The 16,000-nt window shown below is 61.5% G+C and carries 16 protein-coding genes; 7 read left to right on the top strand and 9 right to left on the bottom strand.

The features are described 5' to 3' along the window. Window positions 1–12: 12 nt before the first annotated feature. From C4J88_RS16490 to C4J88_RS16475, 4 genes are read right to left on the bottom strand one after another with little or no spacing between them, the layout of a single operon-like run. Window positions 13–1,257 (bottom strand): efflux RND transporter periplasmic adaptor subunit, encoded by a 1,245-nt coding sequence (locus C4J88_RS16490; RefSeq protein ID WP_124407567.1) that lies wholly within the window; start codon window positions 1,255–1,257, stop codon window positions 13–15. After that, the gene (locus tag C4J88_RS16485; protein ID WP_124407566.1) at window positions 1,247–2,725 is read right to left on the bottom strand and encodes a TolC family protein; all 1,479 of its coding nucleotides are present in this window, start codon (window positions 2,723–2,725) and stop codon (window positions 1,247–1,249) included. Before C4J88_RS16485 ends, C4J88_RS16490 begins: the two co-directional genes overlap by 11 nt. Then, window positions 2,718–3,917, bottom strand: a complete 1,200-nt coding sequence (locus C4J88_RS16480) for an ABC transporter permease (RefSeq protein WP_124367436.1) — start codon at window positions 3,915–3,917, stop codon at window positions 2,718–2,720. Before C4J88_RS16480 ends, C4J88_RS16485 begins: the two co-directional genes overlap by 8 nt. Further along, the gene (locus C4J88_RS16475; protein ID WP_124367435.1) at window positions 3,914–4,621 is read right to left on the bottom strand and encodes an ABC transporter ATP-binding protein; all 708 of its coding nucleotides are present in this window, start codon (window positions 4,619–4,621) and stop codon (window positions 3,914–3,916) included. The genes C4J88_RS16480 and C4J88_RS16475 overlap by 4 nt, the downstream gene beginning before the upstream one ends. Window positions 4,622–4,973: 352 nt before the next feature. Between C4J88_RS16475 and C4J88_RS16470 the strand changes: the two genes are divergently transcribed. Next, a complete protein-coding gene (locus C4J88_RS16470; RefSeq protein ID WP_124407565.1) occupies window positions 4,974–5,726 on the top strand; it encodes a TetR/AcrR family transcriptional regulator in 753 nt (250 codons plus the stop codon). Between the two features lie 166 nt (window positions 5,727–5,892). Here the strand turns inward: C4J88_RS16470 and C4J88_RS16465 are convergent, their stop codons facing one another. Then, window positions 5,893–6,954 carry an FUSC family protein gene (locus C4J88_RS16465; RefSeq protein ID WP_124407564.1) on the bottom strand — a complete coding sequence of 354 codons (1,062 nt, stop codon included), beginning with the start codon at window positions 6,952–6,954 and terminating at the stop codon, window positions 5,893–5,895. A gap of 43 nt (window positions 6,955–6,997) precedes the next feature. Then, on the bottom strand, window positions 6,998–8,614 hold the full coding sequence (locus tag C4J88_RS16460; RefSeq protein WP_124407563.1) for an NADP-dependent glyceraldehyde-3-phosphate dehydrogenase: 1,617 nt from the start codon (window positions 8,612–8,614) through the stop codon (window positions 6,998–7,000). Window positions 8,615–8,752: 138 nt separating this feature from the next. Between C4J88_RS16460 and C4J88_RS16455 the strand changes: the two genes are divergently transcribed. The 3 genes from C4J88_RS16455 to C4J88_RS16445 all read left to right on the top strand — a co-directional run bounded on the left by C4J88_RS16455 (window position 8,753) and on the right by C4J88_RS16445 (window position 11,601). Continuing rightward, complete coding sequence (locus C4J88_RS16455) at window positions 8,753–9,634, top strand: Dyp-type peroxidase (protein ID WP_124407562.1); 882 nt, start codon at window positions 8,753–8,755, stop codon at window positions 9,632–9,634. 86 nt (window positions 9,635–9,720) lie between these two features. After that, window positions 9,721–10,110, top strand: a complete 390-nt coding sequence (locus C4J88_RS16450) for a hypothetical protein (protein ID WP_124407561.1) — start codon at window positions 9,721–9,723, stop codon at window positions 10,108–10,110. A gap of 117 nt (window positions 10,111–10,227) precedes the next feature. Next, window positions 10,228–11,601, top strand: coding sequence for an MFS transporter (locus tag C4J88_RS16445; RefSeq protein WP_124363308.1), 1,374 nt, complete (start codon window positions 10,228–10,230; stop codon window positions 11,599–11,601). Here the strand turns inward: C4J88_RS16445 and C4J88_RS16440 are convergent. After that, window positions 11,596–12,105 (bottom strand): DUF3087 family protein, encoded by a 510-nt coding sequence (locus C4J88_RS16440; RefSeq protein WP_124408639.1) that lies wholly within the window; start codon window positions 12,103–12,105, stop codon window positions 11,596–11,598. The two genes, C4J88_RS16445 and C4J88_RS16440, sit on opposite strands and share 6 nt — an antisense overlap. Window positions 12,106–12,219: 114 nt before the next feature. Between C4J88_RS16440 and C4J88_RS16435 the strand changes: the two genes are divergently transcribed. Then, window positions 12,220–12,399: a hypothetical protein gene (locus tag C4J88_RS16435; protein ID WP_124367428.1), complete on the top strand. Its 180-nt coding sequence runs from the start codon at window positions 12,220–12,222 to the stop codon at window positions 12,397–12,399. Window positions 12,400–12,413: 14 nt separating this feature from the next. Then, on the top strand, window positions 12,414–12,608 hold the full coding sequence (locus tag C4J88_RS16430; RefSeq protein ID WP_124407560.1) for a DUF6021 family protein: 195 nt from the start codon (window positions 12,414–12,416) through the stop codon (window positions 12,606–12,608). A 44-nt stretch (window positions 12,609–12,652) separates the two neighbouring features. Here C4J88_RS16430 and C4J88_RS16425 read toward each other — a convergent pair whose 3' ends face one another. Beyond that, window positions 12,653–12,889 carry a DUF6555 family protein gene (locus C4J88_RS16425; RefSeq protein ID WP_124363304.1) on the bottom strand — a complete coding sequence of 79 codons (237 nt, stop codon included), beginning with the start codon at window positions 12,887–12,889 and terminating at the stop codon, window positions 12,653–12,655. 252 nt (window positions 12,890–13,141) lie between these two features. On the opposite strand from C4J88_RS16425, the gene C4J88_RS16420 reads away from it, so the two are divergent. Further along, window positions 13,142–13,894: an outer membrane beta-barrel protein gene (locus C4J88_RS16420; RefSeq protein WP_124363303.1), complete on the top strand. Its 753-nt coding sequence runs from the start codon at window positions 13,142–13,144 to the stop codon at window positions 13,892–13,894. Window positions 13,895–14,533: 639 nt separating this feature from the next. Here the strand turns inward: C4J88_RS16420 and nuoN are convergent. After that, a complete protein-coding gene (gene nuoN / locus C4J88_RS16415; protein ID WP_124367423.1) occupies window positions 14,534–15,997 on the bottom strand; it encodes an NADH-quinone oxidoreductase subunit NuoN in 1,464 nt (487 codons plus the stop codon). Window positions 15,998–16,000: the final 3 nt, after the last annotated feature.

The following is a 16,000-nucleotide window of genomic DNA, read 5'->3' as shown; positions in this document are numbered from 1 at the left end:
TTGGATCTGCATTTATCTTGAGGTCTTTACCAGCCCGGGCTTGAGGCCAAACACTTCAACGCCCTGGGGCGTCGATTGCCCGGTCGTCACCTTCACCCGCTCCACCGGTTTATCCATCGCCTCGCGGTATTCCACGGTCATGTCCGCCTGGATCGCTTCGCTCGGCACCACAATCGCCTGCGCATTGTTGTAAGTCACAATGGTCAAGCGCGCGCTCATCCCCAGCCGCACCCGCTGCAATTGCTGCGGCGTGAGCCTGGGGATCGACAAGGTCACCGCAAACTGCGCGCTGCCCTGGCTGTCGTTGGCGATCGCCAGGCCACTGACCACGCTTACCGAACCGGTCAGGCGCTCACCGTCAAACCCATCGCCCATAACTTCCACCGCCTGCCCTTGATGCAGTTGGTTGATGTCCAGTTCAGAGACCTTGGCGACGATTTTCAAACGCTCGATATTGGCCAGGCCGAACAGCACCTGGCCCTGGCTGACCTTGCTGCCGGCTTGTACCGGTGCGTTGTTAGTGCTGCCGCCCTGGGACGAGGTGCTGATGCCGGGCGCGGGCACCACTATGCCGGAGAAGGGCGCCTTGACCTCCTTGCCTTCGAGCAGGGTGTGCAGGGCGTCATATTTGACCGTGGCGTTGGTCAGCTCCATATCGGCGATCTGCCGGTATACGCCCTTGCCCTGCTCCAGCGCCTGTTGCAGTTCACTGCGCGCCGCTGTCAGGTCCAGCTGTTGCTGCTGGGTCTGTTGTTTGAGGTCGTCGAGCTCGTTGCGCGGGATGATGCCGCGCTTGAACAGGTTTTCGCTTTCAGTGAGTTTGCGCTGGGTATTGCCGGCAGTCATTTCTGCGGTGCGCAGGCTGCGCCGGGCCCGGCTGACGGCGGCGCTGCTGTCCCAGTCCTGCATTTCCTGCACGGTGCGCCGGGCCTTGAGCTGGGCCGAAAGGGCTTCGCGCAGTTGCACTTCTAAGGTGGCCGGGTCCATGCGCAACAGCACCTGGCCGGCCTCGACGCGTTGGCCTTGCTCGACCAGGTTGGCCAAGACATTGCCGTCGAACGGCGCGGTGAGCGTAACGGTGGTGTCGGGTTCGATCTTGCCCACCAGGCCGATCTGGTGCACCAGCGGGTCGGGCTTCACCGCCAGCCATTGTTCACGGGTGGCCGGCCCTTCGGCCGGGCTGCGCAGGGCCAGCCCCGCCGCTGCCAGCAGCACGATCAACCCAGCACCCAGCAGGCGTTTGCGATTAGTAGTCATTGAGGGCGATTTCCCAGCTTTCCAGGGTCATGCCCAGCGTCAAGTCAAGCTGGGTCTGAGCGTTCAAATAGGCGATCAGCGCATTGAGGCGCGCGTTTTCGGCGTTGCGCAGGTCAGTCTCGAAGCTCAGCACCTGAAAGTTGGTGGAGCGCCCGGCGCTGAGTTTTTCCCGTTCGATCTCGATCTTGCGCCGCGACAGCTCCACGGCGCGCTGGGAGATTTCATATTGGCGCCAACGGGTGCCGAGGTCGCGCACCACGTCGTTGACGTTGCGTTCCAGTTCCTGGCGGGCGTCGGTGATGCGAATTTCCTGGTCCTCGACATTCACCCGCGCGCGTACTTCTGCCTGGCGCGTGCTGATGTCACCGATGGGGATCTGCACCTGTACCCCGGCGTAGCTGTCCCAGGTGCGGTTATTGGTACGGCCGTTATCGTTATCGTAGGCGTCGCGCACCTGATTCGCACCGGCCACCAGGTCCACTTGCCAACGCCCGGAATCCTTGGCGATCACCAGGTTCAGGTCGGCTTGCTGGCTGCCCAGCAGCGCGGCGAGGTATTCCGGTTGCTGGGTTTGCGCGAGGTTGAACGCCTGGCGCCTGTCGATTTCCATGGGCCTGGCCTCCAGGGCTTCGGTGGCGCGAATCGGCGTGGACAGGTCCAGGGCCAGCAGGCGCAGCAGGGCCAGGCGACTGGTATCGAGTTGGTTCTGCGCTTCTTCGACGCCCAATTGCTGGGTGGCGATGTCGGCTTCGGTCTGCACGATCTCGAACTCGGCCATGCGCCCGGCGCTGATCAATGCTTTGTTCACCTCCAGCAGGGTGTTGGAACGCTTGAGCGCATCTTGGACGATCACCTGTTGTTCCTGGGCCCGCAGCAGCTCGCGGTAGGTCGCGATGATCTGGCTGATGGTTTGCGCCACGGTAGCCTTGAGGTTGAGGCGGTTGGCCTGCTCCGCCAGGCGCGACAGGCGCAGCGGCGCCGTGGTGGCGTCCCAGCCGGCGCCGCGCATCAGCGGCTGGATGACGGCCAGGTCAAGGCCGTCGCTGCGGTAACGGCCGGCACGGTCGGCGTTGTTCAGTTGCTGGGTCCAGGCCATGCTCAAACGGGTGCCGTATTCGCCGAGCAGGCTGGTGGACGGTGCGAGGTTGGCGTTGCGCGCGCTGTCCTGGGAACCGCGTGTGCCACGGTAATAACTGTTGAGGGTGAGCTTGGGGTTGAACACGTCTTCGGCGACCCGCAGGTCGAACTTCTGCGCGACCCGCTGCAGGTAAGCGCTGCGGATCGCCGGGTTGTTGCGCAGGCCCAGGTACACGGCGTCGCCCAGGGTCAAGGTCGTCACCTGGGCGTTCAGCGATACGCCGCGGTCATAGCCGCTGCGGGTGCTGCTGGGCGCCGAGGGTTTGACGACCACGTCGGCCGCCATGCCGTGCAGGCTGACCAGCGCCAGCAGCAGTAGCCCCTTATTCATCGCGCAAGGCCTCCACCGGTTGCAACCGTGAGGCCGAGACCGCCGGGTAGATGCCAAAGAACAGACCCACCAGCAACGTACTGCCGACGCCCAGGGGCAGGGCGGCCACCGCCAGGGAAAATGCCCAGCCCGACAGCCACGCGTAGAACCAGGCGGCGGTCATGCCCAGTACCGCGCCGCACAACGCGCCGACGGCGGTCAAGGTGACGGCTTCGAGCAGGAACAGGTTGCGGATATCCCGCTGGCGCGCGCCCAGGGCCATGCGAATGCCGATCTCACGGCGCCGCTCCGATACGTTCATCAGCATCACATTCATCACCCCGACACCGCCGCCCACCAGCGAAATCGCGCCGAGGGCCAACAGCAGATAGGCGAAGGTGCGGCTTTGGCGGGTCATGCCGTCGATCATTTGCTGGGGTACGGTGATGTCGACCGTGTGCTCAGTCAATTGCGGTTGCAGCGCGGCGGCGGCGTCCCGCGCCACACGTTCCATGTCTTGTCCAGGCTGGGCGCGGATGATCACATTGTTGATCTGCGGGCTGGCGAGGATACGCCGCATGCCCTCGACGGGAATGAACAGCGATTCATTGGCTTGCACCGGCATCAGCATCGCGCGGGGCTGGTTGTGCAGGATGCCGATGATCAGGAACAGGTAGTCGTTGATGCGCACGCGGTCGCCCAGTTTGAGCGGCTCACCGGGTGCGCCGAGCGCCTGGGCGACCTGGTCACCGATCACACCATAGGTTTCATTGGCATCGAAGGCGGACAGGAAACGCCCCTCGCGCAGCGCCAGGCGCATGGCGGCGTGTACATCCGGGGTGCTGCCGACGAAGTTGGCATTGGCGCTGCGGCCATGGAACACGATGGGCCCGCTGAACAGGCTGAGCGCGCCGATATGGGCGATGCCCGGCACAGCCTGGCGCACCGGTTCCAGGTCAATCTGGCTGCGCATCGCTACGTTGCTGGTGCCTTTGGGCGGGAACTGGACGACCAGGGTGTCGGTGCCCATGTCCTTGAAAATCATCGCGGCGTCGGTCGCGGCGTTATGGCCGATATTGATCAACGCCACCACCGATGAACTGCCGATCACGATACCCAGCAGGGCCAGCACCGAGCGTTTGCCCAGGGTGCGCAGGCTGATGAACGCTTCATGCAGCAGTTGGCTCAGGCTCTGCTCGACCCGCAGGCTCATCGGCGCTGGTCCTCGTGCACTACGCCGTTGCGCACCCGGATCTTGCGCTCCAGCCGCTCGGCGATCTGCGCGTCGTGGGTGACGATGATCAGTGTTACCTGTTGCTCGCGATTGAGGGTGAGGAGCAGGTCCATGATGTCTTGGGCGGTGCTGCTGTCGAGGTTGCCGGTGGGTTCGTCGGCGAGGATGACCGAGGGCTTGCCGACCAGCGCCCGCGCGATGGCGACGCGCTGGCGTTGACCACCGGAGAGATCGGCGGGACGATGGTGGGCGCGCTCGGCCAGGCCGACTTGCTCGAGCATGCGCAAGGCCTGCTCCACCGATTCATGGCGAGATACGCCACGATAACTGAGGGGGAGCGCGACGTTGTCGAGGGCGCTGAGGCGCGGCAGCAGGTTGAAGCTCTGGAACACGAAACCGATCTGCTGGTTACGGATCGCCGCCAGTTCATCCGCCGTGGCGTTGAAAATGTCATGGCCGGCGAAGTGGTACTGGCCGCAGTTGGGCAAGTCCAACAGGCCGAGGATATTGAGCAGGGTGCTTTTGCCGGAGCCGGATGCGCCGAGGATGCCGCAGCTGTCACCGCTGGCAATGGACAGGCACACGTCATTCAGAATCGACAGCTGTTGCCCGGCAAGCTGATAGCTTTTGCCGATGCCTTGCAGGGAAATCAAGCTGGGGTGCGCGGGGGTCTCGGTCATCATGACTACGCCTGCAGTCTCGACGGTCTTGGGTGGCCCTGCAAATCTTTGTAACAAGCTTGCGGGGCTGCCGATGCCGTCACCGACTAGTTTAATTTCTTGTTTTTAAAAAATTGTTTGAATAGTAACCGCGTTCAATCCGCTTCGCCAGCTGTGGATGTAGAGCGGTTTGTTGCGTTGAGACGACGTTTGCGCAGGCCTCGAGAAGGGTTGAAAATCCGTTGGCGGCCGTGAATATTCTCGCATGCAAGGCTTTTGCTCATATGGCACCGTGTCATTACTTGCTTTCGAACGAAGGCCCCGGTATAAAAAATCAAATTATTTTTTAAAACAATATTTCCCCCGTGGAACCCTTATGGCCGCGAAGAAGCTCAGCGCTCCAAACATTACCAAGACTCGACTGCTGGATGCGACAGAGGCGCTCTTTATTAAGTACGGATATGACGCGGTTTTATTACGGCAGATTACCGAGCGCGCCCAGGTCAACCTGGCTGCGGTGAACTATCACTTCGGGGACAAGGACTCCCTGATGAAAACCCTGCTGATGCAGCGCCTGGAGCCGCTCAACGAGCAGCGCCTGGAATTGCTGGCGCGTTGCGAGGCCGAGTCCGATGGCCCGCTGGACTGCGACACGCTGCTCGGCGTGCTGTTCGCCCCGGCCATGGGCCTGGAACGCAGCGATCCAGCCAGTGGGGAAGGGCGTTCCTTCATCCGTTTTCTCGGTCGGGTGTACAGCGACACCTCGCCGTTTATCCAGGAATACCTCAAGGTGCATTACCAGCCGGTGTTCCAGCGTTTCTTCGAGGCGTTCGCCCTGGCATTGCCGGATTTGCCACGCAATGAACTGGGCGTGCGCCTGCAATTTGCGCTCAAGGCGATTTCCGGGGTGATGGCCGGCACTGAATTGCGCCTGCTGATGAACTCCATGAGCCTCGGGCGCCCGGCGACGGATGCCGAAGTGATGGCCAAGTTGATCACCCTGGTATCGGCGGCCATTCGTGTGCCGCAGCAGAGCGCTGAGGCCGAAACGGCCTTGGCCAAAGTGCTGGAGACCCAGCGGGCGATTCGTGAGCAGGCAATAACGCCTGCCGGCAAGGTTGCGCGCTAGGTCAAATCCAGGGCAAAAAAAAGCCCGCTGGGGCGGCGGGCTTGATATGCAACGTTTGTAACGGATGAGGCTTCACACTACGTCTCGGCTTGTGAATAAAACGTGAAAAATATGTAAGAGAAAGTGTGAATACGTTAATGCGAGCAAATTTACCCAACGGCCTTCTCTAGATTTTCCAGCGAGGGGCACTTTTCGCCAGCCGCTGGCGCATCTGATCCACGTTATCCGCCAGTTGTACGGTCAACAATCGATAACCATCCAGCGCACTGTATACGGGTGCATCCAGTGTGGTTTGGGTGCCGCTGGAGGCATGGGGGCGTTGCAGACGCTCCGTAACGCCCGATTTCAACGCCCGTGCCATTCCCACCAACTGCACCCGAGTCTGCCGATGCTCGGCCTTGAGCATCACGCGCATCCGTGCGGTAGCTTGCTCATCACGCGGGTCCGGTCGGGTATTGCCAAGAATCTCCAGGGTGCTGATGCACATGCGCAGGTGCCGCTGGAGTTTATCCAGCTCGGTCATGGAAATTCGCACTTCCTTGGACACCGACGGCATCAGCGAGCGCAGTTGCAGCATGGCCGCGTTCAAGCGGTTGAGGAGTTTGAGGTGTTCGTCATCGGTGACCGATTGGCCATTGATGATCCGGCTGTAGATCGCTGCACAATCGCGCAAGGCACTGGCCAGGTTGTAGCGCCATGAGTACACCGCGTACAACGGCAGGGCGAAGGAAAACGCCAGGGCCAGCGCGATGCCGATCAGGATGTCGACGGTGCGCCACAACCCATCCGAGATCGGGTTGTCGCCGTGCCCGGCCACGATAAACACCGTGATCGCCGACAGCAGCGCGATATAGCCGCCCTTGCCGATGGCGTGGTAGGAAAAGAACCCACACACCGCCGACATCAATAAGTAGGTGAGCAGCGGCATACCCAGCCAGGCATGTTGCACCACCACCAACAAGCCGACGCTGGCCCCGATCAACGTACCGTAGGCGCGCTCCACGGCTTTCTTGCCGATATTGCCGTGGTGCTGCAACCCGCCGATCACAATCAGCATGGTCACCGACGCCCACTCACCATGGGGCAGGTTGATGCCGGTGGTCAGCAGGATCGTTGCCAGCAAGCCGATGGACACGCGTACCGCGTGGATCAGCTTGGCATGGCGATAGCGCCGGTACGGGTCGAGCACGGGGCGCAGCAGGCGCCGGGCGAGCATAGGCAGGTTCATCGGTAGTAAAGGGGCCTCGATTGCGGGAGCGCGCGCGGTGCGCTCAAAAAATGTAGTCGGTGCTGATGAAGCTCGAGTCACGGTTGCGTAGGATATCGCTGAGCAACGCCTTGTTGCTCTCCTGGAACTTGGTCGCGACCAAGGTGCGGATCGAGAACACACGCAGCGCGTCATGTACCGACAACGTGCCCTCGGCCGAGTTCTTGCGCCCGTTGAAGGGGAAGGTGTCCGGCCCGCGTTGGCACTGAGCGTTGATATTGATCCGGCCGACCTGGTTGGCGAATGTATCCACCAGGCGTCCGACTTCGACGGGGTTGGTACCGAAAATGCTCAACTGCTGGCCGAAATCCGAGTCCAGCACGTAGTCGATCACGGTATCCAGGTCACGGTAGGGCACGATCGGCACGACGGGGCCGAATTGTTCTTCGTGGTACACGCGCATCTGCGGGTTCACCGGGTACAGCACCGCCGGGTAGAAGAACGACCCGCGGCTGCTGCCACCTTCGGCGTTGACAACCTTGGCGCCGTGCCGCGCCGCATCGGCCACCAGTTCGTTGAGATAATCCACCTTGCCCACTTCCGGCAGCGGCGTCAGCGCTACGCCATCATCCCAAGGCATACCGGGCTTGAGCGTCGCTAGCTTGGCGTTGAACTTCTCGATAAAGCTATCGACCACATCCGCGTGCACAAACAGGATTTTCAACGCGGTGCAGCGTTGGCCGTTGAACGACAGCGAGCCGGTGAGCGCTTCGCTGACCGCGTTATCAAGGTCGACCTCGGGCAGCACGATGCCGGGGTTTTTCGCATCCAGGCCCAATGCGGCGCGCAGGCGGTGGGGTTTTGGATGCAGTTTTTTCAGGTCGCTGGCGGCTTTGTTGGTGCCGATGAAGGCAAAGATATCGATCTTGCCGCTGGCCATCAGCGCGCTGACGGTTTCGCGGCCGCTGCCGTAGATCACGTTGATCACCCCGGCCGGGAAGCTGTCGCGGAACGCCTCCAGCAACGGGCGGATCAACAGCACGCCGAGCTTGGCCGGCTTGAACACCACGGTATTGCCCATGATCAGCGCCGGGATCAGCGTGGTGAAGGTCTCGTTGAGCGGGTAGTTATAAGGCCCCATGCACAGCGCCACGCCCAGCGGTACGCGGCGGATTTGCCCCAGGGTGTCTTGTTCCAGTTCGAAGCGGCTGCTGCGTCGGTCGAGTTCCTTGAGGGCGTTGATGGTGTCGGTGATGTAGTCACAGGTGCGGTCGAACTCTTTCTGCGAGTCCTTGAGGTTCTTGCCGATCTCCCACATCAGCAGCTTGACCACCGCGTCGCGCTGTTCGCGCATGCGCCGCAGGAAGGCTTCCACATGCTGGATGCGGTCGGCCACGCGCAGGGTCGGCCATTCACCCTGGCCCCGGTCATATGCGCGCACGGCCGCGTCGAGGGCGGTAAGGGCGGTCTCGGCATCCAGCAGCGGGGTGCTGCCGATGTGCACGCGTTCATCGCCAAGTTGCACCGGGCTTTGGATGCGCGCTAACGGGCCATTCCACACCCGCAACTGGCCGTCGACCAGGTAATCACGCTGTTCAATCGGCGCGCCCAGGCGAAATGGCTCGGGAATGTCGGCGGTGGAGGCGGGAAACAACTGGGCGAGCAGGTTACTGGTGGTCATGGCGCTACCCCTGGAATAGTTGCAAAACATGACTAGAGAGTCGCCCATACCAGGGCTCTATGGCAAGGCTTGCGCGCTTTCCCCTGCGCATTCCGGGTGCTTCGGGATAAACTGCGCGGCTTTCTTGAAGGAGTTCACATGAGTCAGTACCAGCCGGGCATTCTTGCCGCACCGGTGCCGTTGCAGGCACGCCATCTGTTTTTTGCCATTGAGTCCCTGGACGCCTTGCCCGCTGCGCTGGACGCACTGGTGCAGTTGACGGATTGCGCGGCGGTGGTCGGTTTCGGTGAGCCGCTGGTACACGCATTGGGTACACGCATCGAAGGCTTGCGTAACTTCCCGGCCCTCAGCGGCCCGGGCGCGCATAACCCCTCCACCCAGCAGGCCCTGTGGGTATGGCTGCATGGCGTGGACCGGGGAGAATTGTTGCTGCGCAGCCGCGCGTTCGAAAAAGCCCTGGCGCCGGCGTTGCGCCTGGTACAAATGACTGAAGGCTTTCGCTACAAGACCGGTTTCGACCTGACCGACTATGAAGATGGCACCGAGAATCCACACGACGACGCGGCCGTTGAAGCGGCCCTGACGGACAGCGGCGCCAGCTTCGCCGCTATCCAGCAATGGCAGCACGACCTCGACGGTTTCGCCGCGCTGCCGGCCCAGGAGCGCGACCACATTATCGGCCGCCGCCATGGCGACAACGAAGAGCTCGATGACGCCCCCGAATTTGCCCATACCAAGCGCACCGCCCAGGAAAGCTTCACCCCGGAGGCCTTCGTGGTGCGTCGGTCGATGCCATGGGCCGAGAACGGCCAGGCGGGGCTGATGTTTCTCGCGTTCGGGCATTCCTTCGATGCATTCGAAGCGCAACTGCGCCGCATGAGTGGCCTGGAAGACGGGATTGTCGATGGTTTGTATCGCATCAGCACACCGTTGACCGGTGGCTACTACTGGTGCCCGCCGTTGAAACAGGGGCATTTGGACCTGAGCGCGATTACCCCGGCTACGCCGATCCACAGGTGACAGCTTGCCCCCTGAAGCCTTGGAACTGACCTATGGTCGCTGGCCACAGAACAGCGACCTCGGCAAACTTCCAGGAGCACTCAACCATGCTGATCTCAAGCATTTCCGTGTCGCACGCCGCGCCGGCACGTCCGTCCCCCAATCAGTATTCGAAGATGTCGGATTCGGATCTGGCCAAGGCGTTTGGTGACAACTTCCAAGCGTTCAAGCACCCTACGACTGCGAATGCAACCACGGACAAAATCCGTGAAGTGGCGGGACGTTCGCTGACGGGCGACGCGCAAAAAGACAATGAAACCCAACTTGCCCGCGAAGTACTCAAACGTGACAACGTCCTGAAGGCGCTGGATTCGGTGGATGACAACGGCAAGCGCGACGGCGTGATCGGCCCCTGGAATCCGCAGATGGCGGCTGACCAGTTAGCCTGTAATCGCTGCATGAGCCCGTCCGTTACCACCGTCCAGATCACCTATTGAGCCGGGCCAGGCCTGGCCTCGGCGAACATGAAAAAATTGACGGCCACGCCAATGACCGCTGAAAAAAATCTGCACTGGTCGTAATCTAACCGCCCTTGCCACCCGTGCGGATCGTTCATGTCTTCTGTTGCCGATGGGCTGCCCCTCAATAAACGCTTGCCGGCCGTGATTGCCCTGTCCTTGGGGATCGGCATGGCGACCCTCGACACCGCCATCGTCAATACCGCCTTGCCGACACTGGCAGAGGGTATTGGCACTGACTCGGCTTCGGTGATCTGGGTGGTCAACGCCTACCAGTTGGCGATTGTCGCGACGGTGCTGCCGTTCGCGGCGCTGAGCGATGTACTGGGGCATCGCCGCGTGTACCTGGGCGGGTTGCTGCTGTTCATTGTTTCGTCGTTGTTGTGCGGGCTGGCCGATTCGCTGCTGACCCTGACTGCCGCACGGGTGGCGCAAGGCCTGGGGGCGGCGGCGCTGATGAGCGTCAACACCGCGTTGCTGCGGCATATCTACCCCGCAAACATGCTCGGGCGTGGCCTGGGCTATAACTCGCTGGTGGTGGGGCTGGCGTTCACCTTGGGCCCGACCGCCGCATCGGCGATCCTCTCGGTCGCCACCTGGCACTGGCTGTACCTGATCAATGTGCCGTTGGGGCTGCTGGCCCTCGGCCTGGGCCTGCGATCGTTACCCGTGCTGCCAATCATGGGTCACGCTTTCGACCGTTTGGCGGCGCTGTTGTGCGCAGGCTTGTTTGCCTTGCTGGTCTTGGGACTGGGCGCCGCCGTGCATGGCGCACAGGGCGCGCTGACCCTGGGGCTGATCGCGCTGGCGCTGGTGTTCGGCGCGTTGCTGCTGCGCCGCGAGGCCGGGCACCCGGCGCCGATGCTGGCGGTGGATTTGTTCAAGCGCCCGGTGTTTGCATTGTCTTCGTTGACGGCGATCTGTGCCTTCAGTGCCCAGGGCCTGGCGTTTGTGGCGCTGCCGTTTCTGTTGCAGACGACGCTGGGCCACAGCCAAGTGGAAACTGGTTTTCTGATGACACCGTGGCCGGCCGTGGTGGCGGTCATGGCCTTGATCGCAGGGCGCCTGGCCGATCGTGTGTCACTGGGCCTGCTGTGTGGCATTGGTTTGTTGATGCTCAGCGTCGGCATGGCTGCGCTGGCCACCTTGGGCACTGACGCCTCGGCCTTCGAAATCGGCTGGCGCATGGCCCTCTGCGGCGCCGGTTTCGGCTTTTTCCAATCGCCCAACCTCAAGGCCTTGATGACCAGCGCACCGTTGGCTCGCAGCGGCGGGGCCAGTGGCATCGTGGCGATCTCGCGGCTGCTGGGGCAGACGTTGGGCGCATCGTTGGTAGCGTTGTGTTTTCATCTGTTCGTGGACAGTGGCCCGCAATACGCATTGTGGCTGGGGTGCGTGTTCGCGCTGGCAGGGGCCGTGGCCAGCGGCCTGCGTTTATTGCCCTATAAACGTACGGATCAGCCTTTATAGCTGTAGCCACGCCGGATCGAGGCGGGTCTGTTCGGTATCGATGCCCAGTGCCTGCATTTTCGCCGCATGCGCGTCGATCTCACCGGCCAGTTGCGCCTGGGCGCTGGAGTTGGCATCCAGGGCATGCATCTGCGTCAGGCCCAGGTGGTAGAAGCGCAGCAGCTTGATCGCGCTGGGGTCATTGGCCTGGACTCGTTCGCTGACCTTATGCATCACATTGGTCACGCGCATCAGATTGCGCTTGAGCTGCCAGCCGTATACCGCCGGCGCCAACCACGCCTGGTTCCAGAACGGGCCGCGCACCAGGGCGACAGTGATCAACACTCCGGCAAACACCCCGCCGACATTGAAGCGTAAGTTATCACCGCCCGGTTCACCGAACAGCATCACCGCCAGGCTCGACAGCAACATCGCCAGGGCCAGGAACACCACAGCGACGATCAGCGTGCTGCGGCGGGTCTGCTGTCGGTAGACAGCGGGGTCACAGGGTTTGAGTTCGAACATTCGGGTCAGGTCTCCAGCACGGGAGGGCATCTTCTCATGCTTGAAGCAATCAAGTTGAACGATGGCCACAAGGGGTTCCTCTAAATCCGTGAAGTCCCCATGAGGTAAGCCATCATGTCCGAACACAAGCAACCGCCACCTGGCACGCCTGATCCTGATCGAACGCCCGGTGAAGAGGAGCGCGATAACGATGCACTGCGCCCCAATGATCCGGCGGAGCGTCAAGACAACGACGACGTGGAGCGGGTCGAACACGACCTGGAAACCCTTCACGACAAAGCCCGCCCGTTGTAAGCAAGGAGGTCTTCATGAGCAATCCCCCGAACGGCCCACGTTCCGACGAACACGCCAGCGGTAACGATGAGTTGGGATTCGATCCCGATTCTCCTGATTTGGCTGACCCGCAGGTCGACCCCGTCGGCCCGGCCATCGCGCCGCTGGACAAGCAAAAGCCGCCGGAAAAAAAGCCGCCCTACGATCCGCTGGGCGACTTGAAGAAGTGAACCAGGCCCCGCACTTTGCGGGGCTTTGTTTATTTTGGAGGGGGTTATTTTGGAGGGTTCCAGCTCACGTCAGTGATGCCGTACTTTTCAGCCCAGGGCCGGGTGGTTTTCTTCACCTGCTCGTGCCCCACGCGGCCGATGCGGCTGACGTGCGCGATGTCGGCATCGACGGCCGCCCAATGCCAGGCTTCGGTGCTGTTCATCACCTCGGCGCGTACCACGAAAGACTTGGGTTTACCGTGTAGTTGATAGTGGATGGTGTAGATCTTAGCGGTACTCATGTTGCCTCCCTGTCTTGTTATAGATGGATAGGTAGGCGCGCGGAAAGGTTCATTCAAAATCACAATTCGCAGCGGCACTTGCGCGGGGACTTGAACACTGGCTCCTGGCCGATAGCGAAGAGTATTGACCTAGAGCCTTCGCTGAACCGTTTTTTGTCCATTTTGGTGCAAATCCGTTCGAACTTTTTGCAACCGCCAAGGTTCGAACCGATTCCTGAATACTTTGCCCACTCAAAAATGGAGATGTAAACGATGTCCAAACTATTCGGAAAATTTCTCAAGAACACCTCGTTGCTGGCCCTGGTGGCCGCGCCAACCGTGGTGTTCGCTGCGCCGTCCACCGACCCGATTTCCACCTTCGGGATTCTCGGCAGCTATAACGACTTCAAACTCGAAGGCGGTAGCGACAGCGACAAGGAGCACATGCCCGAAGCGGGCCTGTTCTATAACTTCGGCAACAAGCTCACCGCTGAATCCGGCTTTATCTACCAGGCCGGTATCGAAGCCAAGTACGGTGAGAAAAGCGACAACAAACTCAAGGAAGGCCAGGCCGACCTCGACCTCGGCTGGCGTGCCGCGCTGGATGCGCGCAACTTCGTCGACGTGATCGTCGGCGGTGGCTACACATGGACCCGTTATGAACCGGACACCAATGGCTACGACATGAAGCTCACCAATAAGTCGCCGTTCGCCAAGGCGGCCCTGGGCTACAACCACCAGTTCGATGACATGACCCTGCGCGTTGAAGCCGGCGCCCGTCATACCATCGATGGTCGCGCCAAACTCAAGGTGGATGGCGTCGGCAGCGACAGCGTCGATCTCAAGGACCGCACCAACCCATACGCCGAAGTCAGCCTGCTGATGAACCAGAAGGGCGACCTGCCGGTGATGGCGGGCCTGTACTACACCCGCACCGAATACAAGCTCGATGACGACTCCTATGTGGCCGACAACACCAAGCTCAAGCGTGATGAGTATGGCTTCAAGGTCGGTATCGCGTTCTGACGTTATTGCACTATAAAAAACGCCCCGAACATTCGGGGCGTTTTTTTTGCAGCTGTTTCAGATCAGCCCAGTTGATCGTTCCCCCGCTCCGCGTGGGAATGCATCCCGTGACGCTCCGCGTCACCCTTGCGCAAGTGCCGGATCTTGCGCTTAAAGCAGGACGCGGAGCGTCCCGGGTGGCATTCCCACGCAGAGCGTGGGAACGATCATAAAAACGCTCCGATATGGGTCGGGGCGTTTTTTTGCCCGTGGCCGTTAGCCCAGAGTATCCCTCCCTGTATTGAGTCAGACAGTTTTGTCGCGAAGCCCTAATGCCAGTCAGTTAAGCGTACACCGCCGTCTGTAGGAGCGAGCTTGCTCGCGAAAAGCGTCAACGATAACGCGTGCTTTCTGAATGAACGCGGTGGCTGTGAGTTTTTCGCGAGCAAGGGCTAGCCGCCCGCCTCGTTCCTACAAAAAGCCTTAACTGACTGGCATTAGCAGGGCAAGCCCACTTCCCCTAGGGGAGTGCATTCCAAATGTGGGAGTGGGCTTGCCCGCGAAGACGATAGTGGTTGCACTGCATCTCTATTGTTTCCCTCTGAGACGCAAAAACGGCGCCCGAAGGCGCCGTTCTGTTTACTGCATCAACCTAAGCGATCAAACCCCCAGCACCGCGTGCTGCACCAGCGTCAGCAACGGTTGCGGGTACACGCCCAGGAAGAACGCGAGCAGGGCGATGGCCAGCAGCATCACGCCGCCTGCCTTCTGTTCCCAATGCAGCTCGGCATCCACACGGCGCAGGTTCGGCTCGATCAGGTACAGGGTGACCATCACGCGCAGGTAGTAGAACACGCCAATGGCGCTGCCCAGGACCAGGGACGCGACCAGCCACCACTGGTGGGCCTCGACACCGGTGGCGACGATGTAGAACTTGCCGATAAAGCCGGCAGTCAGCGGGATACCCGCCAGGGACAGCATCATCACGGTGAGTACGGCGGTCAGGTACGGACGGCGCCAGAACAGGCCGCGGTATTCGTACAGGGCATCGGCGTCACGGCCTTTGTACGGCGAGGACATCAGGGTGATCACCCCGAATGCGCCAAGGCTGGTGATCACGTAGGTGACCAGGTACACGCCGATGGCCTCCACGGCCAGGCCTTTGCTCGCCACCAGGGCGATCAGCAGGTAGCCGAAGTGAGCGATGGACGAGTAACCGAGCAGACGCTTGAGGTTGTTCTGGGTCAGCGCCAGCAGGTTGCCGAACAGGATCGACGCGATGGCAATCACAGTCAGTACATTGCTCAGTACGCCGGTATTGGCCGCAGGCGAGATCTGGAACAGACGCACCATCACCGCAAACACGGCCACTTTCGACGCAGTGGCCAGGAACGCGGCCACCGGCGCCGGGGCGCCTTCGTACACGTCCGGGGTCCACAGGTGGAACGGCACCAAGGAGAGCTTGAACGCCAGGCCGATCAGCATCATCGCCAGGCCCAGTTGGGCAATCGGCGCAGGGCTGTTGGTGGCGGCCAGGGCGTGGCCGATACCGGTGAAGCTCAAGCTGCCGGCTTCGGCGTAGAGCAGGGCCATACCGAACAACAGGAACGCGGAACCGGCCGCCGACAGCACCATGTACTTGATGCCGGCTTCCAGGGAGCGCTTGTTGAAGAAGGCATAGGCCACCAGGCCGTAGGTCGGGATCGACAGCAGTTCCAGGCCGATGAACAAGCCGGCCAGGTGCTGCGCGCTGACCAGCACGATACCGCCGGCCGCCGCCAGCAGGATCAGCAGGTACAGCTCTTCCTTGTTGCCTGGGTAGCCGGTGCCGCCTTCGCCGAGGTAGGCGTGGGCGAGAGTGACGCAGGCCAGGGTCGCGACCAGGATCAGCGCGATATACAGCAGCGCGAAGTCATCGACCATCATCAATGGCGTGACCGCCAGTGGCGCGACCTTGAGGGCCGGGATGATCGACAGCAGAGCCAGGTTCAACCCGGCGCAGGACAGCAGGAATGTTTGCGAATGATTGCGGCGCCAGGCGATCGCCAGCATCACCACCACGATGGTGAGGCTGGTGATCAGCAGCGGCGCAAGCGCGATAAAGTGTTGGATCGTGAATTCCATAGC

Source organism: Pseudomonas sp. R4-39-08, assembly GCF_003852275.1.
Taxonomy (GTDB): Bacteria; Pseudomonadota; Gammaproteobacteria; order Pseudomonadales; family Pseudomonadaceae; genus Aquipseudomonas.
Note: the sequence above shows the minus strand (reverse complement) of the source record. Positions and strands in the feature narration are given on the sequence as shown.